The organism is Bartonella sp. M0192, from assembly GCF_016102305.1.
In the GTDB taxonomy this organism is placed as follows: Bacteria; Pseudomonadota; Alphaproteobacteria; order Rhizobiales; family Rhizobiaceae; genus Bartonella; species Bartonella apihabitans.
In genome coordinates this window covers 722036-748843 of sequence record NZ_JACFOU010000001.1, presented here as the reverse complement: position 1 = coordinate 748843, position 26808 = coordinate 722036, and the positions used below count along the sequence as shown (strand labels likewise).

Sequence of the window (26808 nt, the reverse complement as noted above, 5' to 3'; positions counted from 1 at the left end):
CCATCAATATCTCAGAATTTTCCATGCCGATAATCTGGCGAGGATAAGCAGCATTTTTGACATGATGTAATAAATGACTGCTGCGGCGAAGAAATATTCGAATGTGCGGTAGGAAGAGTCGGCCAAAGTTTTGGTAACAGCCATCAAATCCTTGTCCAATCCGACAACAACACCGAGCGATGTCATCAGAAGGGCCCAGATCAACTGGTTGGTCAATGGATAATAGACAACCCGCAAAAGTTGGGGAACCACGACAAGGTGAAAGGACTGGAAGGCCGTCATTCCCAATGAACGAGCGGCGCGTGTCTGCGTTTCAGGAACGGCTTGCAAACCTCCACGGAAATTTTCTGCCAAATATCCGGCACTGTTAAACGTTATACCAATCAATAAGGCCCACCAGGATGAAATAAAAATGCCGAAAGCGCCAAAACCGAAATATAGAAAATAAAGCTGTAAAAGCGCCGGCGTATTACGGGCAATCGATATCCAGGTAATGGCAATTGCTGCAAGCGGACGATTGGTAGAGCGCCTCATAACCAACAGAACCAACCCTATGAGGATTGATAAGACCATACAAATGGCTGTTGTATAAAGGCTAACCCACGCTCCTGCCAAAAGCTGGTTGATATGTTGCCAAACTGTACCCCACTGGAATTTATAATTGAACATGGCTTTTACTTTCGTTTCCATGACCCGTAAGCCAATACGGTGGTTTTACTTCAAATTTTCCTTCGACTGCCGCTTGAACGCAATTGGCAAGATCGGAAAAACGCATAGTGCATTTTGTCAATCCTGCTCCGTAATGGGCATATTTCCCCGAATTTGTAAGAATAGTTTTATGATTGTTCTTGATAATTGGTGCACCAATCATGCACCAACATGTATCTGTTATGATTGTGGCACCAAAATCTTGAAGACTTTGGAAAGAGTGATGCTTTTCAAGTTCTGATAAACAATGCCGGCCCATAGTAATGTAAAGACCTGTATTGTGAGATCTGGTTTTGTTTTGACAAAGTTTCGCAAGAAGAAATGCTTCCTCGAGCGAAAAATGGGGATTGCCGAGTGCTACAAGATCAATTTTGTCAAACGCTGGTGCATTATCGGCATTTTTATTGCCCGCATTCCCGTTAAGGACATGCCATGCCTCTAATAGCTCTTCCCGCCCGATGCGAAAAGTTTCCAAATCAAGATCAAGCCAATCGCGGTTATCGGAAATTTCTGCTGTTATACCTTCAATATGAAACATCGGAGCTGAAGAGGTTGTGGCGAATGCCGCAGACATTGCTTTCAAATTATCCCGATTTGGATGAAGTCCGGATAAACCGTTGATCAAAGGGATATGCGACCCCGAAATCAGCCCTGTCTGATAGCCAAGCAAAGGATAGAAAGAGTCATCAATTACGTCCGGCTTTTCAACAATAATTCGAATGGTTGGCATCCTGTTGGCTTTTAGATGGCAGCCTGTCTTCGGTGCGCGTCCGGTAATTGCAATACAAGCATCCATAAAGTCCGGATTTTTTTGGCTATGAGCCCCAATAATACTATTGGCAAAAACAACTGCATTCGATTCTGCCCAACCGATTTCCTGCCCTTTCAATGGGGCGGAACAAAGCAGATAGGGAGCACAGGTAAAGCTTTCTTCGGCTCCGATTGCCAAATAATTTTCGGCAAGACGCTTCGCCGGAAGGGCAATCTTTTCTGGAACCGGCTGACGGCTTCTATTTTGAAGATCAATCGAAATAGCATTCAGCGTTGTCGGAACGGCCACTCTGGCATCAAGCATTTTCAGCTTTTCCGAAAAAGCGAGAGCGCCTTTGCCGGTATGAATACAGGCGTCAATATGTGCTTGTTGCACATTGATGAGAGATTTCGCATTTTGAAAAACAGCCATTTTACAAATAACTGTCATGGCAAGTCGGGCAACTTCGCCATGTTTTCCCGAAAGCAATTCCTGATCATATGATGTCAAATCAAGTGACGGAAATTCTGTAAGCGAAAGTTCTTCAGGATGAACATTCTCCTCATCAGCCTCTCCGGCTGCCATCAATCCATTATGACAAAGCTTAACCCGTTCCATTGCGGCAATCCGCTGAAACTTTGACTTTTGAACCACCATTACAGGAAGAGAACGACCAAAGAAAATTTTGGCAACGAGAACGCCAGCCAATAATATACTATCTGTTTCGGAAAGAATAAGTGCCGCAGGTGCTTTACCGTTAAGAAGCAGTTCCAGAACAATACTGCTCCCCGTGCATGAACCACGCCCTGATGGCAAAACAAATATCTTGCCCGAGATAGTTTGGCCTGAAAGCGGATGATGGCTATCAATCACTTTCCCAGTCTGCGGATCTATTCCGCCCCAAAAACTTAATGGCGTTTCCGTATAGAGAACTTCGCCACAAGCATCCCCATCAATATAGGTTGTTCCCGAAATAAAAGTCGGGTCTGGATATTGGAGTGATCCTTGCATCAGAATGTCCTGGACAGTAATCCGGAGTAGAGATGAGACGCCTCATCAATTCTCTTCATTCACAAAATTTCATTGATTATTTCCGGACGAGTGTTTGACCACCCGTCCTTTTTCGCGTTTCGATCAACAATAGACCAACCGTTCAACGATAGACTGGCGGTTCAACGATAGACGAGCGGTATTGTAAGATCGACAGGTTCGTTCTTGAACCACTTTTTATAAAGCTCGGCGTAACGACCGGTGCGTACCTGCTGGTGAACAAACAGGTTAAGATAATTGATGAAACCGAATTCATCACGTTTTGTCGCAATGGCGTAATAGTCCGGAATATAAGGGGCTACACCGGTGATAACGAGATCAGGGTAATTACCTGAATTGATAGCGAGTTGCGCAACGCTTTCGGTCAAGACCGTTGCGTCAATATGCCCTTGGGCGACAGCAAGAATTGTATCGTTTTGTGATTGATAGGAGCTATAGCTGCCACCACCCCATTTTTCAATGTCGGCTTTGAGTTTTCCCTCTTCATAAGTGCTAGCGGTATTACCGAGTTTCTTGCCCTTCAAATCCTCATAAGAAGAGATACCCGTATTCTTTCTTGTAAGAACGATCATCCGGTTGACCATATAAGGTATAGAAAAACCGACGACTTTTGCTCTTTCAAGTGTGTCCGACGTCGAAGCGATAACAACATCGGCCCGATCCGACATTAAAGCAGGCACTCTATCAGGAAAAGGCGTTTCCACAATCTCGGTTTTAACGCCGAGGGCTTTGCCCAAATCGTTACAATAATCAACATCGAAACCGATCGGCTGATTATTTGCATCACGTGATCCCATGGGAGCAAAATCAAGCGTTACGGCACAACGTAACGTTCCGGCACTGATAATATCGTCGACTTTATCTGCCAAAGCTTCACTTGTGATACCGGTAGCCAAAGCTAAACCTATAGCGGAAATGCGTGTGATGTTTTTCATGTCTATGCTCCCATTTTGTCATCGCTCACTTGTTGCTCGCTATCAAATTAAGACTTCCAGACGGACCATTTCTGATGATGGTTGTTCCCACTTAATGTTATATAGTTTTGTCTGTTGATCTATAACTGATATATCTTTATAAGATCACAGTTGTTTTTAAAGTGCAACCAAGAATTTTCAACTTGTGTAAAAACGCAATTTTATGTTTTGTTTCAAAGCAAAAAAATAACAATACCCAATCACCATTTACCATTTGATTTTACAATAGAAACAGACTGTTACGCTGACATTACTCGCGGAATGAAAATTCCGTTTGCAGATTGTTTGTAAAAAAATGAAATGAATTTTGCCTCTTCGAAAAGATGATCTCTAGTGAAGATATTTATCAAGGTCGCGATAGTAAGGAGGCTTTCCAAACCACCACAATTTTTAAGGGCGTGGGGGGCGCTCCATCATAGAAGGCAAATAGTATCAAACCCGAAATTTTTTAAATTTCGCTTCCGTTTTGACTATCAAATGGACCAAGGGGCAGTAAATTTCAAAAATCTGTCTGCGTCTCTTCCATGGTGGGGGAGAACGTCAAGGCCGGCTTCCCGCTTTTTATCAATTGATAAGAAAAGGAAGCCGGGATCGGCCTGATCCATATCTGACCTATATCAGTATTTGGCTACATCAGCACTTGGCTTATATCGGTTCTCATACAAGATTTTTATAAGAGACGTGATTTAAGCATCAAAATAGTCTAGAAATCACGGGACCATTTTTCGTAAATGTTCCATCAGTTTCATTGCTCTATTGCCAGCTACATCCGGTTTACCGCTGACAATCCCTTCAATCAGTGAAATATGGGCATTGGCAGAGTTTATAATAGCTTCCTGTCCGCGGTAGAGACGGAACCAGAAACGTCGGGAGTGGGTTTGCAAAGGTTCGACGACACGAACTGCAAATATATTGCCGGCGGCTTTACCTAATGTTTCATCAAAAAGCTTGTCCGCATCCAAAAAGTTATAAGGATCATTTTCTTCAGCCGACTTTTTCAAATTCTCTGCCGCCATTTTCATTCGATCAATGTCAACGGCTCCGGCAAAACGCGCGGCATCCTGTGCAAGCAGAACTTCTATCCCCTGACGTACGTCAAGCACACGACCGAAGTCCTGTGGTTCAAGATCGGCAACACGAACTCCTGAACGGGGGCGAATTTCAAAAAAACCTTCCAATGCCAAGCGCTGAATAGCTTCCCTGACAGGAGTGCGACCCATTCCGGTTGCATCAATCAGTGAACGTTCATTGACCACCATGCCCGGCTCGAGAGCCAATGTCACAATCATGCGTTCCAGACTTCTATAAGCTATGTCCGCCTGACTTTCATTGACTGCCATTACTTTCATATTTTCCATATCTACCTTTAATATATCACTTGACAAGCGTATTTTATATGATATTTTTTTGATATATCAATACCTCATAACATTGGGTAGTTATCAATATATCTGTGATTGCGGCGCTGAGTGCCACTGTCAATTTTGATATCAACAAATAAAATTTTACGGTCGCTTTGTGAAGAGGAACCGCGCAAGCGCCAAACAAGGGGAATATTATGGATTCTAGTATATTTTCAGGGATCATCCCTGCATTAATGACGCCTTGCAAACAAGACCGGACGCCGGATTTTTCTGCTCTTGTTGCAAAAGCAAAAGAGCTTATCGCCACAGGGATGTCGGCTGTAGTCTATTGCGGATCAATGGGCGACTGGCCACTGTTGACCGATGAAGAGCGTATGGAGGGTGTTGAAAGCCTGGTTAAAGCCGGAATTCCGGTCATTGTCGGCACCGGTGCGGTTAATACGAAAACCGCGGTAAGACATGCGCGTCATGCCCAGAAGGTCGGTGCAAAAGGTTTGATGGTTATTCCGCGTGTTCTCTCGCGTGGTAGTGTATTAGCCGCCCAGAAGAACCATTTCAAAGCTATTTTATCGGCAGCACCCGATCTTCCCGCCGTGATTTATAACAGTCCTTATTATGGATTTGCTACGCGCGCCGATCTTTTTTTCGCTTTACGGGCAGAACATAAAAACCTGATCGGCTTCAAAGAATTCGGCGGGGCTGACGATATGCTCTACGCCGCCGAAAACATTACAAGCCGTGACGATAATGTCTCTCTTATGATCGGTGTTGATACAACAGTTGTCCATGGTTATGTCAATTGTGGCGCTACAGGCGCGATCACCGGCATCGGAAATGTTTTGCCGAAAGAAGTCATCCACCTATGCCGTCTGTGTGAAGCCGCAGCAAAGGGAGATGTCGAAGCACGCCAACGTGCTGAAGAACTCGAGCAGGCTTTGGCTATTCTTTCGTCATTCGATGCCGGCCCCGATCTCGTGCTATTTTTCAAACATATGATGGTTTTGAAAGGCGACAAAGCTTATAAGCTCCATTTCAATGAAACCGACGAACTCACAGAAAGCCAGCGTGGATTTGTCGAAAAGCAGCTTAAGCTGTTTGATACATGGTATAAGAAATGGAGTGAATTGCCGGGAGCAGTTCAAAAATACAAAGTCGCATAAATAGTTTTTCTGAATAACATCTGGCCGGATAAGACGTGAGCAAATTTTTATTTGTGACGCCGGCCAGATTAAAAATTTACATGATTGCATCAGCCCGAAAGACAAAAATCATAATGGTCGGGGGAGGATAACAAGCGATGCAGGCGAAAAAGTCGGTTTCAATAATCGGAGGCGGTATCGTCGGCGTCGCTACGGCTGCCATTCTTTCTGAAAACGGATATGACGTTACCGTCATCGACAGAAGCGGGATATGTGAAGAAACAAGTGCAGGAAATGCGGGGGCATTTGCCTTTACGGACGTATTACCGATTGCCTCAAAAGGCATATTAAGAAAACTACCCGGATGGATGATGGATCCCTTGGGACCTTTCACAATCCGTCCGACATACTTGCCAAAACTTATGCCTTGGTTCATTCGTTTCTTGAAGGCAAGCCGAAAAAAAGCCCAATTGGAAACCATCAAAGCGCAAGTAGCAATCATGCGCCTTGCAGAGAAAGAAATGATGGGCTTGCTCGCCAGAGCCGAACTTTTGAACGAACTCGGAACCGAAGGTGAACTTGAGGTTTACGAAAGCGAAAAAGAATTTCAGGCAGCACTTCCTAGTTGGAATTGGCGTGAAAGTTTCGGCATAAAAGTACGCCATATCGATTCTGACGAATTGCACAATATGGTTCCCGGCCTTTCGAAACAATTTGTAAAAGCTTCCTATGTTCCTTCCTGGCGCAATGTGAAGGACCCGAAATTGTTCGGTAAAGCCCTGTGGTCCTATGCGAGCGGACTGGGCGCAAAATTTATCAAATTGCCGGTTCTTGCTCTGTCACAGGATGAAGGCGGCATTACATTGACAACCAGCTCTGAAAAAATCCGAAGCGATTTTGTGGTTGTTGCTTGTGGTGCGTGGTCAAACACATTTGCGCGGTCTCTCGGGGATAATATACCGCTTGATACCGAACGCGGTTATAATACGACATTACCGGTTGATAGTCTCAAGCTTCAACATCAGGTAACATTCGGTGGTCATGGTTTTGTTGTTGTTCCGCTCAGTACCGGTATAAGGGTTGGCGGGGCCGTTGAAATGGGCGGACTTGATCTACCTCCCAATTATAAACGCTCCCAAGCCATGCTGAAAAAAGCGAAGGAATTTTTCCCCGATTTGAAGCTCGAAAACGGGGTGGAATGGATGGGGTATCGGCCGTCGATCCCCGATGGTTTACCGGTTATCGATTATGCGAAAAACAGCCGGCGAATATTATATGCTTTCGGTCATGGCCATCTTGGCTTGACACAATCGGCAGCGACCGCCCGTCTCATATACAATCTCATTGAACATAAAGAGCCTGCTCTTTCAATTTATCCATTTCGTGCCGGGAGGTTTTGACATGGCGAAATATTCGTTTTTCTGTATTGATGGTCATACATGTGGTAATCCTGTTCGTCTGGTTGCCGGTGGCGGTCCGCTTCTGCAAGGCAAAACCATGATGGAAAAGCGCCTGCATTTTTTACGTGAATTCGACTGGATCAGAACCGGTTTGATGTTCGAACCGCGCGGGCATGATATGATGTCCGGCTCTATTCTTTATCCGTCAACACGCGATGATTGTGATATCGGCGTTCTCTATATCGAAACTTCCGGATGTTTGCCCATGTGCGGACATGGCACAATCGGAACCGTTACAATGGCCATCGAATATGGACTTATTACGCCGCGCATTCCGGGAAAACTCAGTCTGGATACTCCTGCTGGAAAAGTCGACATTACATATGAGCAAAATGGCCCTTATGTGGAAAAAGTTCGCCTGACAAATGTGCCTGCTTTCCTTTACAAACGGGACCTTGAGGTCGAATGTCCGGACTTGGGTCTTCTTAAAGTGGATGTCGCTTATGGTGGTAATTTTTACGCCATTGTCGAACCACAAGAAAATTACACCGATATGGCCGACTATAATGCGTTGCAGCTTATCGCATGGAGTCCTGTATTGCGGAAAAGACTGAATGAACTCTACAGCTTCCAGCATCCGCAAAAACCCGAAATCAATGTCTTGAGCCATATTATGTGGACAGGAAAACCGACAAAGCCCGAAGCCAATGGACGCAATGCTGTGTTTTACGGCGATAAAGCCATTGACCGCTCGCCTTGCGGGACCGGAACCTCGGCACGAATGGCACAATTGACAGCCAAGGGAATTCTGAAAGCCGGTGATAATTTTGTCCATGAATCAATCATCGGTTCTATTTTTGAAGGCCGTGTTGAAAAATTGACCGATGTAGAGGGGCTTCCGGCCATTATTCCATCCGTTGCGGGATGGGCCAGAATGACAGGCTTCAACACCATATTTATCGACGATCGTGATCCATATAAGCATGGTTTCGTCGTTAAATAAGCATAGAAATAATTACGAAGAACCATGTTTAAAACAGTTGCTCCAGCGGCTTTATACGCTGGAGCAAAAAATTTATTGGGCTGTTTTTTTCTTAACCTCGTCAAAACCGGTGCGTTTGATTTCGCCCCATGACGTTTTTCCTGAAAAATATTCTCCGGCGGCTTTTATCCGCCAGAATGTATTGATTTGACGATAGCCGAAACATTCAATGATTGAAGATAGAAAAAGAATAAATATGTATTTTGCTTTACGCAAAAAACCGAGATGCATTTGTTCAAGCGATATTGAAAACAAGCTGACGAATATTCCATACATAAACGCCATAAAAATGAATGAGAGTAAAAACTCGAACGTCATGGCTTTGAAATAAAAGACAATCGGAAAAAGAATATAGCTGAATAGTTCCAGCAGTGGATTTACAACATCTATAACAAACACCATCGGCATGCCGACAAAACCGATGCGTCCATAGCGTCTGTTGAACATAATGTCCTGATGGCGAAAATAAACTTCCAAAGCGCCTCTTTGCCAACGCGTGCGTTGTTTGGCAAGAACAGAAAGACTTTCCGGCGCTTCCGTCCAGCAAACAGCATCGGGCACAAAAGTAATACGATAATCGCGTTTGTTTTCCAGCATATATCGATGTAGCTTGATCACCAAATCAAAATCTTCGCCGACGGATCCCCGTGTATAACCGCCAACAGCCATAACCTCACGTCGGCTAAAGACGCCGAAAGCACCCGATATCAATGTTAAACAATTGACGTAACTCCACGCCACACGAGCCATTAAAAACGCGCGCAAATATTCCAGAATTTGAAAATAAACAAGAAAATTGAAGCGTATGGCAACGCGCGTCAATCGGCCGGAACTGATTTTGGAGCCATTGGCTATCATTACGCTCCCACCCACTGCAACTGTGCGCGCCGGATCGTCAATAAAAGGCTGGACCATGCGCAAAAGGCCATCCGGCTCCAGAATAGTATCGGCATCCACCATGCAAAGAAGCGACATACGCGAAACGCTAATTCCGGCATTTTGCGCGTCTGCCTTACCACCATTTTCTTTGTCGACGACGACAAGACGACCAAATTTTTTCGAAACATAAATATTACGGATGGGATTGAAAGCCAGAATTGTTTCATATTCTCTGTTGCTCTCTTCCAGTTCGAATTCTTTGATCAATTCGTCGAGCATGTTGTCTTTGGAGCCGTCATTGACGATGATGACCTCGAAAGCAGGATAGTCCAGCGAGATGAGAGAATAAACCGACTGGACAATGTTTTTCTCCTCATTATAAGCCGGAACGATGATCGAAATTGGCGGTGCAGTATCAAAATAACGGTGCCAAAGAAGACCATTCTTCGGCACTGAGGCACGACTGAAATAGGCATAAAGAGCCAAAAACAGCTGAACGAGCATGATAATGACCCACAAACTGAAAAAAACAAATATAATGGAAAATGTTACGGTAAAAAGCCAGAACTTTAGCGAGTCAATCATTCTATTTTCTCGCTCCTCAGAAAAAAAGCAGCTACCCTTTTTGCCCGTGGGCTTCCATTCTGTCTGGTATGTTCCAATATTTCGTGCCCACGATCTCCCGTCTTGAGTAATGCCTTGCCTGCCGCATAAAGTACCGGTAACGCATCATCATCCAGAAGATTTGCAAATACCTTGTTAAATTGTTCGATATCGATTTCCTCGTCATTCAACGAAACGGTTTCGTTATACCGGTCATCAGCCTTATCGTCTTCAGGTATTTTGAAAATTGGTTCTCTGTATTCTTTGGAAGAAGATAAATCGTTGTTGCTCGCAATATTAATTTTTTGTGTCATTGCTAGCGATAAAGTTTCAAAGCCGGCATTTTGGGCCAAGATATTAATTGCATCGCAGCGCATGAGCGGTGGCATAATTGTTAGACTGGCCACATTGGTCAGTTTTTCAACACGACTTTCATTTTCCACATCAGGTCTTAAATATTTACTTACGTTTGTTTTGGAGTTCGGCAGGCTTGAAACAACATCATAGAGCCACCATGGAGCATCATTCTCCATTAAAGCGATAGCCGAAGCGAGACGAACTTTTTGCGAAACATCCTTTAACCCGTCATGCAAAACTTGTTGAGCAGTTTTATCCGGAAACAATGCAAGAGTTTCGATAATTTGCACACGCTTCGAACGTAAAGAAAAACGCATTTTTTTGGCTAACACCTTAACCAAACCTGTTTGAATAAAATATTCTATGGCCAATTGATGCTTTTTTTTATCCGGAATAGCCCGGAAGTAAGGCACAAGACGCATAAGTTGCCGCGTTGAAAATTTTTTCTTCTGTTTTGAAGATATTTCGCCCTCTTCCAGACTATCCAAAAAGGTCTCGAATTTTTCTCTGAGTTTGATCATCTGCTTGCGGTTGTTGACCATCCTGAAATGAAAGACGATCATGACGACCAGCATCAACACTGCCAGGCAAGCATAAAAAAGGCCTATAAAAATTGCCCCCATTATCCATTGAATGTTAATGTTGATCATCAAAAACGCCGCGTCAAATTCAAACCATAAACCAAGCGATTATAAGCATTCGTACGCTGTTCCTTGGACAGGTTAGCACCAATTGTTAAGTCTTCTGTTATATCGAACGCGATATTTCCGAATATCGTCTTTGTCGGGATAAGAACATCACCTGACGATTCCAGAGTACTCGAATATCCTATATTAAAGTGAAACCGGTCGACAGGATTGGTCTCTGCGCGCAAAAGATAGCCTCCCGAATGTTTGTTCTTCTGGTCAAACACATTAATCCATTGGGCAAATATGGTCATACGATCTTTGAAGAAAGTCTGCCTCAAGCCGGGAGTTATAGTTTTGACAACGCCATTGTCATACCATTCGCTTTTGGTATCGAGTGTCGCTCCGAGCATGCCCACTTTTCCCAGTCTACCAATATTGCTGCTACCACCCGCGCGTAAAATATATCGTGCCAGAAAATCTGCATCCGGTGTGACAACCCCAGCCAAATAACCCCAAACAGCCGGTCGGAATTGATGGGCAATTGCAAGCTCGAACTGCTGGTCATCCATATTGAAACGATTGGAAAGACCTAACCGGCCAGTCAATATCGTTGCTTCTGACAATTGATAGGAAAGCGCCACGCCACCTTCCCGCCAGTTTTTATAAGGTGCAGTCAACTCGCTATAAGTACTATCAATGTCAAGACGCCACCGTTTACGGATAGGCCTTTGAATACGCTCGAGAGTTTCTCTATTGTCAGGAGCAATTATACGGGCCTGATCGTAATCATTAACGGCTTCCCGATCACGTAAAAGGCCACGTTTGGCATCCCCCCCTGCCTAACCATGCCTGAAGATTTTTGCTGTTTTTCTCCAAAATGCGGTTATAGACTGTGATTGCCCGCTTATATTGATGTTCCGCCATATAAAGCGACGCGTCGGACAAAGCCACCTCTTCGTTTTCAGGGTAACGAAGCAACAATGCATCAATACGATGTCTGGCTAGCGAATAATCATTTTGCCAAAGCGCTACATTCACTTTTCCAAGCGAGGCTTCAAGAGCATCCGGCGAAATTTCGAGAGCCTGGTCAAATATCTTATCGGCTTCAGCAAATTTCTTCTGAAATGATAGAACATTGCCGAGCTTTATTAACAGATCAACATTTTGAGGCGTTAATGATAAAGCCTGTCGATAAAGAGCTTCCGCATGGGCGAAGTTTTTTCCTGAAGCAACAATTTGCGCTGCTTGTTGAGCGAGATGATTACTCTCGAAGAGCTGCGGGTTATCTTTTCCCGTTCCATTGGACGAATTGCCGGTACCGCCATGTTTGGCGATTTTGTTTTTTGAAGCGATCGCGCGTTCAATGTCTTTTAACAGGCTCGTCAATTCTTCACTGTCGGGTGACTGCGACAATGCCATTTCGCAAAGAGCTTTTGCTTTATCAAGTTCGCCTTTCCAATAGGCGATACGTGCCAAGCCAAAATTCGCATCAATGTAATCTGGTGCTATCATTAAAGCCCGACTAAAATTTTCTTTTGCCGCATCCAGATCTCCTAGCGCAAGAAGTGTGAGCCCCAATTGAACAAGGATATCCGCATTGTCCGGTTCGAGAGTTAAAGCAGCTTCAAAATGCTGTTTGGCAAGGTCAAAATGCTGGGCTTTCCGTTCATTGCTGCCAATTTCGTATAACTGCCCCACAGTTTTCTGTTCATTGTCCGAAACATCACTCAATGGTTCTCCAGACAGGTTTTCGTTCTTAATTTTATCTTCCGTCTGTGAAAATTTTATGGCAGCGTCTATGCGGAATTTGAAGTCGCGCGCAATTGAATTTTCCGGCTCTATCGCTATGACATGATCGACCATTTCCTTGGCTGCAAAGAAATCTCCTTGCCAATACAATATTGCGGCTTTTCCCAGTTGTGCCAAGCTCAGCGTTGGCGCTAAACGCAGAGCTTTTTCGAAATCTGCTTGAGCTTCCTCCACTTTGCCCATAGTGAGAAATATAAAACCGCGTTTGGCCAAATCACCAGCCACACTACGATCAGGAACATTTGACCGGATGGCGGCAGAAAGTCTTAGAAAATAATTGCTCGTCCGGTTTTCACTTATAGTGTCGGGTAAATTGTCTGATCCGGCATTTTTCTCAACTTTGTCATAATCTTTTTTGCCAAAGTGCAGATTTATTGATTTCAAATCATTTATGGATGGCGAACGGATAACGGAACTCGCTCTGGTCGTATGTTCAAGCTTTTTCTGAAAAACTATGGCATTCAATATTTCTGTTTGAAGCGACTTCACTTCCTCATTATCCGGCTTTAGTGCCAATATTTCTTCAGTGTAATGCTTTGCCTCTTCAAGATTGTTATGAGCGTAATCTATTTTTACCAAACCGGTTTTTGCCTCGATATCATCCGGAACCATTTCAAGGAGTTGACGAAATATCGGCTCGGCTTTGTCAAGCTCGCCGAGCCCCATGAAAGATAACCCCAATTCTCTTAAAATATCTGGATTGTCGGGTGATAAAGCAGAAGCTTTTTCCAGTTTTTCTATTGCTTCTTTATAATGACCCTCTCGTCGCGCTTGATAGCCCTGTTCAAAAAGAACTTTGACATCACTATTAATTAGAGAGCGGCTTTTAACTCCGGGTGGTGACGCTTTTTCCAATGGAATATCAAAATTCAAAGGCTTTCCATCAAGCGCCATGGATTTTGCATCTGCCAGTTTCTGATGGTTGCGAACTGGCCAAAACTTATCATTTGCCTGTGCTCCGCACGGCACCTGCGCAAATGCCGACGCGGTAAAATATACTCCTGAAGACGAAATAATCGTTATCAGCAGTCTGAAAAAAAGTTTATCTTCGCCTCTATGGCATGCCACTTAACCACCATGCTTCTCGTCAGAAAAAAATTACACTCGTGTTCTAACAAGAATTTTTTATTTGTATATATTGCGACCCACAAAATATGACCTAATTCTAAATAAATCTTTTATCTTGTTTTTCCAGAGATTGCTCTTAAAAACTTTTCGACTTGCTATGATTTCAAATCGGAATTGTCCTGAAAGACTATATCATAGGTTGATATTATTCTGGCATACCGTTGTAACCTCGGTCTTTAGTCATTGCCTCAATCAAAGAAGACCGTGAATTGCTAATCCGTTGAAACTGCTAAAAGCTTTGAAATACGGACTTAGCCGTAAAACAACGCCGCTTAAGTCTTCTGTCCGCTTGAGAAAGCTTATTTTGGCAGCGTCCGGTTGTTCGATATGGCCAAGTTGATAGACTGTTTTATCTCCTCCATTTGCAGTCCTTGCAAGAACGAGAAAAACAGATCCGTAATTCTGTTTGTTTGTTTCTTTTGCAGGCGTGAAATAGAGTTTTGCTGGCCCGTTAACCGGTCCGTTTTCCAACGCGACAGAAATTTTTGTATTGAATTTTTCCCCCCACATTAACCAGCGCGCAGAAATAGCATTTATTTCCGTTTCCTTGGTGCGGTAAATCATAACCGTAAAACTCCCCAGATCCTTGATACTTTCCAAAGCATTTTTCCCGGCACTGCTATTCTGTATCCAGTACGGAATGATGACATCAATTGGTCCGCCCCAGATTTCATGCATTTTTATAAGAGTTGCTGCCCAGTTAACCCACATTCTGGATGGGTCTCCCGAATATTTCGGATCGGTATAAGGCTCTATGTCAAATTGCAGTCCCGCCAACTTTGCATTTTCCGGAAGCCGTTTCTGGAATGCCGCTAAGGATTGAGTTCTTTGAAATGCGAGATCTTGACCTTTTCCGACAATCATATCCGCATCCCCTTCAACTGCATAAATATCAATCGATCTTTTATGCGCCTCACCAAGAAACTCGACGAGCTGTTCTTCATCGACAATGACATTATCCTGAATATCGACCTGAACATAAAGCTTGTTGATATGATATTGTTGCGCCCAATCAAGTAAACCGGCGGGTGAGTGAAGCCAATTCTGTTTGTGCCAAACCCAGGTAGCGATTGAATTTTCACTCGTTGCAGTTTTAATCGTTATAGCGGCAATATCGAAATGTGCGGCCTCTTCTGGGCATTCGATTATAATTTTGCTACTGTTTTTTTCTGAAGATGGCAGTTCAAACAAATCGAAATCCGACTGATCATCAGTCTTTGATTGCTTTTCAGAATGAACAGGAAAAGTCTTTGCATCATCCGCTACAAAATTAGTTTTGTCTGCAAACCCCAATTTGAAACGACCGTCTGCTCTGCCACTTATTATAAACGATGAATTGGTTGTTTGCGGAAAGCTTCCGAACGGGGCACTCAGAGCCACACCGGCATGCTCTTTTCCGGAATGACAAGTCAAACTTAGAATTCCATTTTTTTCCTGAACTCTAACGCGTCCTTCCGGCGAAAATAAAGACCAGTCCATCCGACTTAACAAATTATGATTTTGCCCTTCGGGTGTATCCTGATGTTCGGCATTTCCACTTTTTATTTTTGTGTCATTAGCAGCCGGCATTGGAGCGAATGTCAGAACTGTGTTTGACGGGAAAAACCGGTTTGCTTTATATTCACCTTCCAATTGGATTAAGGCCGGTTTTTGTTCGGATCTATCTATCGTTCCTACCCACGATAAATAAAAACCGGATGTGGTATCAATATGCGGGCAAGCACTATCTGTAGCCTCGTCGTCATTATCTGTCGCGCTATATAAACATAATGTATCGGACATCGCATTACTCATATGAAAGACCGACAAGAGAAGAGCCGATAAAGCCAATATCCATGTTGAATGGAGAAATCTTCCCATAACCTGGTTCCCCGAATTGTTGCTGATTTTTATCTTGCAAACTATATAACAATGTCATTCAAGTTGAACAACCTTCTAAAAATTTTCCTCCTGCAAAACCAACAAATTCATGAAATAACTTTTATATTCAATATTTCAAAATGAAAAAAATTATAATAAATATATATTATTATTTATTCAAAAATAATTAGATAACAAATTCAAGGAGAAATACTACTTTAATAAATAGAATCAAATTTCCATCAAATATTATTAAATAACACTTTATTTTTTATGTTTTATAAAGTTACCATGGTTTGGTGAGCAAAAGCAACATCCGATCTTTCGGAAACAATCTCATTTGCTTCACAGCAGCTTGTTTCCTCCAGCTATGGATTTCACAACCATCGGAGACAACAACTGCGTCAGTTATTCAAACAGAGCTGCTATTACTCATCACAACAACACTTGTTCTGCTATCGAGAGAGGATAGTTGGGGGCAAACGGCTAGTCCGGGTGCTCCGGTCATTCTAAAACCGGTTATACTTGATAGCAGAGAGAACTCTCATGCAATCCTGAGTAAACGTTTCGCTTCTATGGCGGGAGCCGTCAGCGTCATTGACAAAAATGAAATGCCTTTTTCTGGTAATTTGACAATGGCACGTGCTTTGGAACAAACGCCCGGAGTTGTGGTTCAGAATTTTTTCGGAGGAAATGATCAACCCCGCATACAAATTCGTGGATCAGGCCTTCAGCAAAATCCGGTCGAGAGAGGTATCCTTGTTATGCGCGACGGCTTGCCACTCAACCGTGCCGATGGCTCATATATAGCCGGTTTAGCCAATCCGAGAGACGCCGAAACCCTTGAAATTTATCGTGGCTATATGGCCAACCGTATCGGCGCCACTGTATTGGGAGGCGCCATTAACAGTGTATCACCTACAGGAACGAGCGAACCGGGGGCAGTCTTATCGGGAAGTGGTGGAAGTTTCGGCCAATATAATTTTGGCGGGCAAGTCGGTTTTTCCGACGAAACGCGTGACGGCTTTTTTTCATTTGAACATAATAACCGGGAAGGCTTTCGGGATTACAATTCCTCTGACAGGACAGGCCTATCCGGCAATATCGGTTTTAGAGTAAATGATATCACGACAACGCGTTTTTTGCCGGATACACCGATTTGGGTTTCGATGTTTCAGGACCAATTCCAAAATATGAAATAAAAAAACATCCGGAAATGAGCTGGTCGGGTCCTATAGTTACTCCACAAGGGGTTGTAAATCCGGGCCCCAATGTTTGGCGCGATCGGCCAAGAAGGGATGCCAGCCAATATCTCATCGGCAACCGTTCAACAATCGAGCTCGGCTCCCATATTTATGATATTGCTTTGGGCTATACAAATACGGAAGATATGTTTCGTTTTCCTATATCCGCCGGTGTCAGACAGAGCGATGGCGGTGATTTTACCGGACTATTCCGTTACGCATACACCCCTGATAAAAGCAATCCTTTGCCACTTGTAGAACTTGCCGGCAATTACACCAATGGTTCTATGGATCGCGATTATTATTTGAATTTTTCGGGCGGAAAGGGCGACAAATTCGGTGACAATAAATTAAAGTCAACGACAGTGTCATTTTTTGCCGGTATGAATATTCCTCTTTTTCAACGCTTTACTATTTCGCCATCACTCTCTTATGCTCATGCACGTCGTGACAATGACGACGAATGGCGGAAAAATACCCGGCCAACAATAGCATATAATCCTCGTATGCCGGATCGGCTTTTGCCGAACGGTGCAGTTCCTGCGGAAAATACAAGCTATAACCGTTCTTATTCGGGATTAAGTCCGGCTTTGGGCATTACCTACGCCCTCACCCAAAGACAAACTTTATACACTGCATTAAGCCGCAGCTTCGAGCCTCCGACGCATGATGATCTTCTCGCAACAGTTAACGGCACTCCGAACACCAGTGCCGGCCGTCCAAATCCTGCTATGCCCAATTTGAAGTCCAAAATGTTTGCAACACCCGATCTTGATGATCAAACAGCAACCACTCTGGAAGGCGGATGGCGAGGCAATTTTGAAGGCTATTCCTGGGATTTATCGACCTATTATTCATGGGTTAATGACGAATTACTGAGCTTGCGTGATGTCAGTGGAGCGCCGCTCGGTGCGGTTAACGCCGATAAAACCCGCCATTTTGGCATTGATGCTGCAATCGGCTGGGAAATCAACGCTTCGATAACAGCGCGTATTGCCTATACCTATCAACGCTTTACATTTCATGATGACCCGTTACGTCATAACAATTATCTTGCCGGTGCACCACGCAACATCATCAATACCATGATTCAATATCACCCGACCGAGCCGTGGATATGGCAGGGTAATATCCATTGGGTACCGACAAGAACACCCGTTGATAATATGAACACACTTTATTCGGATGATTACGTTGTTGTTGATTTGAGAAGCGAATATAGCCTTAACAAAAACCTTCGTATCTTCGGTGAAATAACGAATATTTTTAACGAAAAATATGCGTCATCCACCATTATTTCCGATCGCGCAACCCCTGATCAAGCTGCATTCCTCCCCGGGGAGGGAAGAGGTTTCTTTGCCGGAATAAAAGCAAAGTTTTGAAATTTTTAATTTGAGGGATAAACTCTTATTTAAAATTTAAATTTTAATCAAAATACCTGACCGTCCATTGTGTTATTTTTGGTCCGGTATTTGCCAATCGAGGTGGATGATGCTTACCCAAACACGCCGTCATTTTTTAATTGGTGCTTCACTTCTTCCCGTTGTTTGCGCATTTCCCGCCAATGTGGTTGCAGAAGAAAATAAACCCGTCATTTGGGGGCCTCCTGCCGGGCCATCTCTCGTTGCTGCTTATGCAGTAAAAACCGGCATGCTTGATCAACTCTTACCCGGTTGCCAATTCAAAGTCTGGAATAATCCCGATCAGATCCGGGCCGGACTCGGTTCCGGCTCAATCAATATGGCCATTTTGCCAAGTTATAGCGGCGCAAATTTATATAATAAAGGCCTTGGTGTAAGATTGGCGAATATTCTGACAGACGGGCTTCTTTATATCGTCGCACCGGAAGCATCCAATATAAAAACACTTCAGGATCTTGTCGGCAAAAAACTTGCTGTACCATTCAAAAACGATATGCCCGACTATATTATGCAAGCAATTTTAAAGGCATATGACATCAAACCGAATGCAATCGACATACAATATACGGGGAGCCTCCCCGAAGCTATGCCGCTTCTCATGATCGGACGGGTTGATGCAGCAGTCATTGTGGAACCTGCTGCCTCGACCGTGATTTCCATGAGCTCTGTATCCCCTAAAAAAATTGTTCGTGCTCTCGATATTCAAAAGCTTTGGGAAAAAGTTTCGAAAACTGATGCCATTCCGCAAGCCGGCCTTGTTGTCGGCAAAGGTTTCGAAGGCGATGAGGGAAAGAAGAAAATAGAAGCGCTCAATGCATGTTTTTCAACTGCACTCGAAAAAATTAAAGCTAACCCCGAAAAAGCAGCCGAAGAGATCAGCGGTCTCCTTGATTTTCCGCCACATCTGATTGCAGCATCCGTCGCTTTCAGTCATCTTGTTGTTCATAGCGCAAGCGAAGTCAAACCGGCGCTGGAAACATTTTTCAATGTTCTTATTGAACAAAATTCCGCAATTATGGGCGGAAAACTGCCTGATGACGGATTTTATGCCTGATGCGTTTCCATAAGACCATTTCCCATCTTGTGTCGCTTGGAAACTATTTCTGGGGAGGCTTTGCAGGGCTTGCCGGTTGCTTCTGTTTTTTTGCCTTCTGGCAATTGGCCCATGAACTTTATGGCAGTTATGTGCTCCCCTCTCCGCAACAAACTTTGCAAGCTATGATCTTGCTTGTCCAAACGGATAAATTTGTCGAGATGGCGAAAGTGACGGCCGAACGTTCATTTATAGGCTTTATCATTGCTGCTTCGATCGGAATTGTCGGTGGCGTATTGTGCGGTTATTCATTTGCCGCAATTCGCCTGATGCGGCCGATCATTATTATTCTTCTCGGTGTGCCGCCAATAGGTTGGATTGTGCTTGCGCTCATCTGGTTTGAAAATGGTGGCGGCTCGGTTATTATGACAATTGCTGTTGCGTCCTTCCCTCTCATATTTATCAATAGCGTTCAGGCAATTGCCACACGCGACCGCTCGCTCGACGATATGGCGCGTGCTTTTAACATCGGCATATTCAAACGATTTCGCACAATCACATTTCCGCAAATGGTGTCCTATATTTTTCCGGCCTTGTCGCTTTCGGCCGGAAGTGCCTGGAAAGTCGCCGTAATGGCCGAACTTTTAAGCTATTCCGGCGGGCTTGGGGGCCTCCTTTTTGAAGCGCGCAGCACTTTTGATGTTCCTGAAGTAACGGCCATTATTATGATCATTGTGTGTTTTGCCCTGATAACCGAATTCGGTATTATTCATCCGATACGGGAATTTTTTGAAAGCTGGCGACATGCATCCGAGCCTTGGGGCGTTAAAAAATGAGAATTGAAATGCAGGATATCGGGTTTTCTTATCTTGGAAGACGCATTCTTGAAAACGTCAATATCTACGTCAATGACCACGAAACGCTGGTTATTCTCGGTGCGTCGGGTGCCGGAAAAACCACAATATTGCAGATTGCTGCAGGCTTGTTGACGCCTAACAAAGGCCAAATCAGAAAAACTTATCGCCAACAGGCAATTGTTTTTCAGGAACCGAGATTGCTCCCTTGGAAAACAACTTATGAAAATATTGCTTATGGTTTGAAAAATTCACACCGACCATCCGGAAAAAAGGATTTCATTTCCGATTGTGCAAAAAAAGTCGGTTTAAAAATAACCGATCTTGAAAAATATCCGGCCGCCTTATCGGGCGGCATGCGCCAGCGCGCAGCCGTTGCGCGCGCACTTGCTGTTAATCCCGATATCATATTTTTCGACGAGCCGTTTTCGGCAATTGATATCGGCCTCAGGCGTAACCTTCAGGACATTGTTATTGAAGAGGCAAAAGGCCAAGGTTTTTCATCATTGTTTGTTACCCACGACCTTCACGAAGCACTGCGCATTGCTCACCGTTTGTTACTGGTCGGTGGCGATCCTGCAACAATTGTCGCTGAAAGACATGTCGAAGGTGAACCGGGAAAGCGAAGCGAACGGGAAATATTCGACATGAGCGAACAATTCGCCAAAGATCGGGATTTTTACGACCTTCTTTATAGAGACAGGGATTAACGCAATGGGGCTTGGCAAAAAGATAAAAGCAGTCATTGCTCATAATCCCTTTTTTACCGAAGGCGTATTTTTATTCTTTCCGGTATCGGCCTCTTATGCTCTACTCATGCCGTTTATCTGGGTAATTATCTATCAACTCGACTATCCCGGTACACGCTATATTTTCCCTCAGCAATGGCATGCGCACGAGATGATTTTCGGCTTTTATTCGGCGGCTCTTGCTGGATTTTTATGTTCAGCCGTTGCCGAATGGACAGAAACAAAGCCGTTAAATGGCATGAGACTTTTCTTTCTGCTTTTATTATGGCTTCCCGGTCGCATTGTCGGTTTTTTGGGTTCGGATTACCTGATGGTCATCGGCAGTGTGTTCGATTTCGGCTTTCTGGCACTTATGATCTTATATGTCGGCTTGCCAATTCTTTCGAAAAGAAAATGGAAAAGCTTGTCATTTTTGCTATGGCTTATTGTTCTTTTTACACTTGAAATTGTATTGAAAATTTTATGGTGGCGCGAAGAAACGGAACTATCGTCCCGCATATTGTGGACGATTATCGCTGTTTTTGTTGTTCTATTTTCCTTGGCAATCTCGCGCATCAACACTGTGGTCACCAATCTTTCATTGGATCCTTCAGGTGAAACAAGCCCTTATCGCCCGCATCCGGGCAGACGCAATCTATCTGCATTTTTGACAGTCTTATATGCTCTCTCGATGCTTTTTCTGCCGTCTTCACAAATGCAATATTATCTCGCTTTTGCTGCCAGTGCCGGTTTTATGGACAGAACTGCAGAATGGTTTATCGGCAAGGCTGCATTAAAAGCAGAAGTCTTATGCCTAGCGCTTGCCAATGTCAGCGCGGCAATCGGTTTTTTTCTTATCGGTCTTTCCGGCTTTAACGAAAGCATACCAATTTATGCAGGCTTACATATATTGACCATTGCGACATTGGGGCTTGGCGTCATGGGTGTTTTTACAATTGCCGGTTTACGTCATTCAGGACGGAAATTAATACCGATCCCCTGGCAATCAAAAGCGGCTATCGCATTTATTATACTCGCCGCCGCCATGCGCGTCCTACCGGAAATAACCGATCTCTTCGCTATCGGCAGTCACCATTATGCATGGGCTGCTATTTTCTGGTCTTTGGCCTTTCTCCTCTGGCTATGGGGATATCTGCCGCTCCTTGGACATCCTGTAAATAACTGACCATATACGGTCGCCTGATTAGCCTGATAGACATCTATAAATTACGGCACTTCTAAAAAACAATTGACGACGTAAAACATAAAAATTAACGATCGCTACAAAAAAATATATTATAAATATAGTTCATATTGAATATATGTTTAATTTTTTATTTTAATGAAAATTAATAAAATATATAATTGATAAAAATAAATACTAAAATAAATATATATAAAATATTTTTATTTATTTTATTGAATAAAAATATCAATAAAATAAACACAAAATAAGAAATTTTTGATCTGGCCGATAGATTTTGAGGGTAGAAACTAAAATTATCAGTTAAGTACATTCGGAAAATATTCGTGGTGCCGCATACTGGCAGTACACTTCTTTATAACGCATTGTAAATATTATTATTTTTCCGTTTTCTTTTTTTAAAATGTGTTACGTTTTGTGTTACATTTTTGGCTAAAGTGTCGATATCTTAAAAATCAGAAATAAAAAACATAATAAAAACAAATACTTACATTATTTTTATTGGTGCCGCATGCCGGAATCGAACCAGCGACCCCATCATTACGAATGACGTGCTCTACCAACTGAGCTAATGCGGCACAGATTCTTGTCTTCAAGACAGAACCGGTATCGGGTGATAGCCAAAAGATCGTCTGAAAGCAAGCGCCCAATTTTATCTTTGGGTAATTTTCGTTATGAACCGGCAACACAATGTCAAAACACAAGCTTTTTTTAAAATCATCAACAGTAGAATTGGTTTGCCTATTTTCCACCTGATGCTTATTCTAGATCTAAATATTTTTAGTTTGAGGAGAAATTTTTTTGGCTAGTGCCGAGCAAGCCATCCGCAATGCATTGCTTAGAATTGACGCCAGCAATGTTGCTCAAAGGCGGCAGATTTATGAATCTGCATGGAACGCCCACGAGCGTGCATTGTTGGCTCAACATGATTTGAGCAACGAGAGTCGTTCCAAGCGACGCGATGCATTGATGCAAATTATCCGGAGCATAGAACAGGATTACATTGTTCAGGCTCCCGAAGAAAAAACGCAATACTATAATGAACTCGCTGCAGAAGGCCCTGAAGAACAGATAAAAATAGAAGTAAACGGGGCGACAAATTTCGATAACCGGAGTTTGCATCGGGCTAGAACAAGACGGCGTTCCAAAATTCTGCTGATTGTTGCTCCATCGATTCTTGCAATTATTATGGTTTTAGGCTTCACCGCGTGGTCGTTTTTTAACAGTTTTTCAGGCCGTGCTCTTGTTGAACATCAAAAGGATGTGGCTGAACAAAAGCCGCGTTCCACGTTGATGCAACCTTTCCGGCAAGAAACCGAAAACAATGATGGTTGGATTAAATTTTTCCGTCCGGGTGATGCCTCGGCGCTCACAGTCTACGGCCGCACGTCGGTCGATATACGTGATGACGCCGGAATACCATATACCCATATTTCGGCAAATAGCGAGCAAGATGTTGTCGTCATCGAAATTGGCGCAGGCGCTCTGTCAGGCTTACGTGGTAAAAAGGTGCTCATTGATATCAACGCAAAAAGTGATGGAACAGAGCCAAGCCAGATGAGTATAACGTGTGACCTCGGCAATAATGCCGACTGTGGAAGGCGGCGTTTTGAAGTTCCGACAAATCGGAACGACCTATTATTTGACCTAACAATACCGGCCGAAGGATCAGGTTCAGCAAAACTTTATTTGACAAGCGACCTTATGGGTGAAGGTCATGGCATTGATATTTACGGTATGAAAATCAAAGCAACAGATTGAGATTTATGGCACAAGAACCGATAGCAGTAGATGAAACATTGATTGAAGCCGTTGTGCGCACATTTTACGCGCGGATCAGAAAAGATTATATGTTGGGTCCTATTTTTGAAGAGCATATTCACGATTGGGAGCCCCATTTACAAAATATGTTCGCCTTCTGGTCTTCGGTCATGTTGCATACCAACCGTTATAACGGACGCCCTATGCCCAAGCATGTCGTTTTACCGATTGATGCTGCGCATTTCGACCATTGGCTCGAAATTTTCAAAAATACTGTTGAAGAACTTTGCGTGAGGGTAGATGCCGAATTGTTCATGAAAAAAGCAACCCAGATCGCCCACAGTCTCGAGTTGGGCCTTGCCTTCAACAATAAGGTTCTTTTACAACCCGGCGAACGCTATATCAGAAATAAGGATCACGCATTGTGATTGAAAAAGATCGTCTTACCGAGGTCGAAATCAAACTTGCCGAACAAGAGCGACTTGTCGACGAGCTTTCTACTGTTCTCGCCGAACAATGGAAAACAATCGACCTTATGGATAAAAAATTAAAAGCACTAACCAAACGCTTTCTGGAACTTGAAGAACAAAGCCAGCCTGACATTCCTGTCACCCGACCACCGCATTGGTGAAATTGTTCAACAGTTCTTGCTCGAAAAATATTGATACTGAAAAATCTGGAAACAGCGCGTTTATCCCGACCATATTAAATATTCGCCGTCACGTTTTTATTGGCGTGAATTTAGTTTTTAATATGGTTCAGAATAATCAGGTTATTTGCCAAAAATTAGAACAGAGCTTTCGCCTGCTATTTTTGACCGGAAAATATCAGGACATATATTGCCAATATCCCGGCGTCCTATATTCCAAAAACCGATAAATTCATGAATTGCTCCGATAGGTTATGCACAATCAGCCTCGTGGAACGGGGCAAGAAACACCGGTTCCCTTTAGTCCACAATAGCCATTAGGGTTTTTTGCGAGATATTGCTGGTGATAACCTTCGGCAAAATAGAACAGCCCTTCTAACGCAATTTCGGTTGTAATCGGCCCCAATCCCTTCGATTGCAGTGCTTTTTCAAATTGCGCTTTGCTTTTTTTTGCAATTTCCAGATCATGTTCATTGGAAAGATAGAGAGCCGAACGGTAATTATTGCCGATGTCGTTCCCCTGTCGCATACCTTGCGTGGGATCATGCTGTTCCCAGAAAGTTTTCAATATTTCATTGAGAGGCAGTATCTTCGGGTCATAGACGACGAGTACCGCTTCTGTATGACCGGTTTTACCCGTACAAACTTCTTCATAAGTCGGGTTTGGTGTGAAGCCACCGGTGTAACCGGCAGCCGTCACATAAACGCCCGGCATTTTCCAGAACAGCCGTTCAACGCCCCAGAAACAGCCCATTGCAACAATAATATGGTGAATATTTTCAGGATAAGGGCCTTTCAGATTGTGGCCGTTGACGAAATGTTTTTCCGAGGTTTCGATTGGTTCACTTCTGCCGACAAGTGCATTTTCTTTTTTCGGCATAGTGAGTTTTTCCGAAAGCGACAAAATATCAAACATTTTCTTCACCAAAACCTGTCTTTTCCAAAACGGCCTCACGATCATATCCAACACTATAAAACACCAACGCAAAAGCTCCCGAAATGATCCATGTTGGACAAAGAGTGATCATTCTAGCAGCTATAGATAGATATGGAGTTGAAAGATGCGCAATAACGTTATCAAATTCCTGTGCGCTCAAACTAAATATAAACATCAGTGCAGACCGGGCCGGCGTAAACACAATTTCTGATGCACCGACTGAACGGGCTGCGTCGATAACAAGCGCTATAATCGTTATCACCAGAAATATAAACGACACAAAACGAAACAATCGACGCATTAAACGCACAGAAACAATCCTTGACTGACAATGGCTTTCATTCAAACGAAAGTTTTTATTCAGGCGAACAAAAACAGCATACTATTAAAAGCCGTAGAACATGGCAAATCCGGTTCTCATCATGAGGTCAGTTATAATCAGACAGGCTCCCGTTTGTCGATAAGCTTGTCAGGGTGGGCAAAGTCGATAAATTTTTGTCTGTCGGTAAAGACTATTCGTGATCCGTCGACATTGACACCATGTTTTGCAATGGTTGCAAATGCCCGTGAAAGATTTTCAGGAGTCATGCCGAGTTTATAGGCAAGAAGTTTTTTCTCGAACGGAATATCGATATAATTGGCCTCGACCTGCGTATCGGCTTCAGCCAAAATCCAGTTTGCCAGCCGTTCACTGCCATTTCTCAATTTCTGATTTTTCAATTCCTTGATGGTCGTACGATAGCGACGCGAAAGTTCGCGAACAACCGCATGCATAAAAGCAGTATCATTGTCGATTGCCTCCCTGAAACGGGCTGACGGAATCATCAGAACTTCTGCTTCGGTTAGTGTGCGGGCTGACTGAAGGCAAACATCATCATTCAAAATTGCTGCGAGAATGAAGAGACTTACCGGCTGGATAATATCGAGAATTGTTACACGCCCATGGCTGGTCGCATACATCTCGACCTGACCATCGACCAATATATAGAGAAAATCCTGCATCGTGTTTTCATTGACGAGAACCACCCCCGGAGGAAAACGTTGGAAAAAACCCGGGCCGATTAAAGAATCGAATGTTTTCTCGCTCGCTTGCGAAAAAATATCGAGATTTTGAATTTTTAACCGATCTTCTGATCTCATTTCGTTCCTCTAATTAACATATTTCATTTTGTTCTTAACATCTATCAAGTGTAGTCGATAAATATTTCAAGACGTGATCATCATTATTTTAAAATAAGCTTTTCTTTTATTTTAAATAAAACTCATTTGATTTTGATCAAGGTG

Annotated in this window: 24 protein-coding genes and 1 tRNA gene; 12 read left to right on the top strand and 13 right to left on the bottom strand. The window is 43.5% G+C overall.

Annotated elements, in window-relative coordinates:
* Positions 1 to 3 precede the first annotated feature (3 nt).
* The 4 genes from H3S82_RS03265 to H3S82_RS03250 all read right to left on the bottom strand — a co-directional run bounded on the left by H3S82_RS03265 (position 4) and on the right by H3S82_RS03250 (position 4841).
* Positions 4 to 669, bottom strand: coding sequence for an amino acid ABC transporter permease (locus H3S82_RS03265; protein ID WP_077973414.1), 666 nt, complete (start codon positions 667 to 669; stop codon positions 4 to 6).
* On the bottom strand, positions 656 to 2470 hold the full coding sequence (locus tag H3S82_RS03260; RefSeq protein ID WP_198232961.1) for an aconitase X: 1815 nt from the start codon (positions 2468 to 2470) through the stop codon (positions 656 to 658). The genes H3S82_RS03265 and H3S82_RS03260 overlap by 14 nt, the downstream gene beginning before the upstream one ends.
* A gap of 161 nt (positions 2471 to 2631) precedes the next feature.
* Positions 2632 to 3444 (bottom strand): transporter substrate-binding domain-containing protein, encoded by an 813-nt coding sequence (locus H3S82_RS03255; protein ID WP_077970286.1) that lies wholly within the window; start codon positions 3442 to 3444, stop codon positions 2632 to 2634.
* A gap of 749 nt (positions 3445 to 4193) precedes the next feature.
* The gene (locus tag H3S82_RS03250) at positions 4194 to 4841 is read right to left on the bottom strand and encodes a GntR family transcriptional regulator (protein ID WP_198232962.1); all 648 of its coding nucleotides are present in this window, start codon (positions 4839 to 4841) and stop codon (positions 4194 to 4196) included.
* 200 nt (positions 4842 to 5041) lie between these two features.
* On the opposite strand from H3S82_RS03250, the gene H3S82_RS03245 reads away from it, so the two are divergent.
* From H3S82_RS03245 to H3S82_RS03235, 3 genes are all read left to right on the top strand, one after another.
* The gene (locus H3S82_RS03245) at positions 5042 to 6007 is read left to right on the top strand and encodes a dihydrodipicolinate synthase family protein (protein ID WP_198237111.1); all 966 of its coding nucleotides are present in this window, start codon (positions 5042 to 5044) and stop codon (positions 6005 to 6007) included.
* Positions 6008 to 6144: 137 nt separating this feature from the next.
* Positions 6145 to 7386 carry an FAD-binding oxidoreductase gene (locus tag H3S82_RS03240; RefSeq protein WP_198232964.1) on the top strand — a complete coding sequence of 414 codons (1242 nt, stop codon included), beginning with the start codon at positions 6145 to 6147 and terminating at the stop codon, positions 7384 to 7386.
* A 1-nt stretch (position 7387) separates the two neighbouring features.
* The gene (locus H3S82_RS03235; RefSeq protein WP_198232965.1) at positions 7388 to 8389 is read left to right on the top strand and encodes a 4-hydroxyproline epimerase; all 1002 of its coding nucleotides are present in this window, start codon (positions 7388 to 7390) and stop codon (positions 8387 to 8389) included.
* A gap of 72 nt (positions 8390 to 8461) precedes the next feature.
* Here the strand turns inward: H3S82_RS03235 and H3S82_RS03230 are convergent, their stop codons facing one another.
* The 5 genes from H3S82_RS03230 to H3S82_RS03210 all read right to left on the bottom strand — a co-directional run bounded on the left by H3S82_RS03230 (position 8462) and on the right by H3S82_RS03210 (position 15693).
* The gene (locus tag H3S82_RS03230; RefSeq protein WP_078039010.1) at positions 8462 to 9892 is read right to left on the bottom strand and encodes a glycosyltransferase family 2 protein; all 1431 of its coding nucleotides are present in this window, start codon (positions 9890 to 9892) and stop codon (positions 8462 to 8464) included.
* Positions 9889 to 10917 (bottom strand): HEAT repeat domain-containing protein, encoded by a 1029-nt coding sequence (locus tag H3S82_RS03225; protein WP_077970277.1) that lies wholly within the window; start codon positions 10915 to 10917, stop codon positions 9889 to 9891. Before H3S82_RS03225 ends, H3S82_RS03230 begins: the two co-directional genes overlap by 4 nt.
* Positions 10917 to 11594, bottom strand: coding sequence for a YaiO family outer membrane beta-barrel protein (locus H3S82_RS03220; protein ID WP_370541272.1), 678 nt, complete (start codon positions 11592 to 11594; stop codon positions 10917 to 10919). The genes H3S82_RS03225 and H3S82_RS03220 overlap by 1 nt, the downstream gene beginning before the upstream one ends.
* A gap of 106 nt (positions 11595 to 11700) precedes the next feature.
* Positions 11701 to 13773, bottom strand: coding sequence for a tetratricopeptide repeat protein (locus tag H3S82_RS03215; protein ID WP_198232967.1), 2073 nt, complete (start codon positions 13771 to 13773; stop codon positions 11701 to 11703).
* A gap of 252 nt (positions 13774 to 14025) precedes the next feature.
* Positions 14026 to 15693 (bottom strand): hypothetical protein, encoded by a 1668-nt coding sequence (locus H3S82_RS03210; RefSeq protein ID WP_198232968.1) that lies wholly within the window; start codon positions 15691 to 15693, stop codon positions 14026 to 14028.
* A 299-nt stretch (positions 15694 to 15992) separates the two neighbouring features.
* Here H3S82_RS03210 and H3S82_RS11365 point away from each other — a divergent pair, with 299 nt between their 5' ends.
* From H3S82_RS11365 to H3S82_RS03180, 6 genes are all read left to right on the top strand, one after another.
* Positions 15993 to 16895, top strand: a complete 903-nt coding sequence (locus tag H3S82_RS11365) for a TonB-dependent receptor plug domain-containing protein (RefSeq protein ID WP_198232969.1) — start codon at positions 15993 to 15995, stop codon at positions 16893 to 16895.
* Positions 16853 to 18319 carry a TonB-dependent receptor domain-containing protein gene (locus tag H3S82_RS03200; protein ID WP_198237110.1) on the top strand — a complete coding sequence of 489 codons (1467 nt, stop codon included), beginning with the start codon at positions 16853 to 16855 and terminating at the stop codon, positions 18317 to 18319. The genes H3S82_RS11365 and H3S82_RS03200 overlap by 43 nt, the downstream gene beginning before the upstream one ends.
* A 106-nt stretch (positions 18320 to 18425) precedes the next feature.
* Positions 18426 to 19412: an ABC transporter substrate-binding protein gene (locus H3S82_RS03195; RefSeq protein ID WP_198232971.1), complete on the top strand. Its 987-nt coding sequence runs from the start codon at positions 18426 to 18428 to the stop codon at positions 19410 to 19412.
* Complete coding sequence (locus H3S82_RS03190; protein ID WP_198232972.1) at positions 19412 to 20227, top strand: ABC transporter permease; 816 nt, start codon at positions 19412 to 19414, stop codon at positions 20225 to 20227. The genes H3S82_RS03195 and H3S82_RS03190 overlap by 1 nt, the downstream gene beginning before the upstream one ends.
* Positions 20224 to 20955: an ATP-binding cassette domain-containing protein gene (locus H3S82_RS03185; protein ID WP_198232973.1), complete on the top strand. Its 732-nt coding sequence runs from the start codon at positions 20224 to 20226 to the stop codon at positions 20953 to 20955. The genes H3S82_RS03190 and H3S82_RS03185 overlap by 4 nt, the downstream gene beginning before the upstream one ends.
* A 4-nt stretch (positions 20956 to 20959) precedes the next feature.
* Positions 20960 to 22159 (top strand): NnrS family protein, encoded by a 1200-nt coding sequence (locus tag H3S82_RS03180; RefSeq protein ID WP_198232974.1) that lies wholly within the window; start codon positions 20960 to 20962, stop codon positions 22157 to 22159.
* A gap of 520 nt (positions 22160 to 22679) precedes the next feature.
* Here H3S82_RS03180 and H3S82_RS03175 read toward each other — a convergent pair.
* Positions 22680 to 22755, bottom strand: a tRNA-Thr gene (locus tag H3S82_RS03175).
* 223 nt (positions 22756 to 22978) lie between these two features.
* Between H3S82_RS03175 and H3S82_RS03170 the strand changes: the two genes are divergently transcribed.
* Genes H3S82_RS03170 through H3S82_RS03160 form a run of 3 tightly spaced genes read left to right on the top strand, consistent with a single transcriptional unit; the run spans position 22979 to position 24569 of the window.
* Positions 22979 to 23938, top strand: a complete 960-nt coding sequence (locus H3S82_RS03170) for a hypothetical protein (RefSeq protein ID WP_198232828.1) — start codon at positions 22979 to 22981, stop codon at positions 23936 to 23938.
* A gap of 5 nt (positions 23939 to 23943) precedes the next feature.
* The gene (locus H3S82_RS03165) at positions 23944 to 24366 is read left to right on the top strand and encodes a group III truncated hemoglobin (RefSeq protein WP_078038999.1); all 423 of its coding nucleotides are present in this window, start codon (positions 23944 to 23946) and stop codon (positions 24364 to 24366) included.
* Entirely contained in the window at positions 24366 to 24569 is a 204-nt protein-coding gene (locus tag H3S82_RS03160; RefSeq protein ID WP_370541271.1) for a SlyX family protein, read from the top strand. Before H3S82_RS03165 ends, H3S82_RS03160 begins: the two co-directional genes overlap by 1 nt.
* Before the next feature lie 280 nt (positions 24570 to 24849).
* On the opposite strand, the gene msrA is transcribed toward H3S82_RS03160, so the two are convergent.
* The 3 genes from msrA to H3S82_RS03145 all read right to left on the bottom strand — a co-directional run bounded on the left by msrA (position 24850) and on the right by H3S82_RS03145 (position 26664).
* A complete protein-coding gene (gene msrA, locus H3S82_RS03155; protein WP_198232827.1) occupies positions 24850 to 25503 on the bottom strand; it encodes a peptide-methionine (S)-S-oxide reductase MsrA in 654 nt (217 codons plus the stop codon).
* Positions 25496 to 25834, bottom strand: coding sequence for a hypothetical protein (locus H3S82_RS03150; protein ID WP_198232826.1), 339 nt, complete (start codon positions 25832 to 25834; stop codon positions 25496 to 25498). The genes msrA and H3S82_RS03150 overlap by 8 nt, the downstream gene beginning before the upstream one ends.
* Before the next feature lie 128 nt (positions 25835 to 25962).
* Positions 25963 to 26664 carry a cyclic nucleotide-binding domain-containing protein gene (locus tag H3S82_RS03145; RefSeq protein WP_198232825.1) on the bottom strand — a complete coding sequence of 234 codons (702 nt, stop codon included), beginning with the start codon at positions 26662 to 26664 and terminating at the stop codon, positions 25963 to 25965.
* Positions 26665 to 26808: the final 144 nt, after the last annotated feature.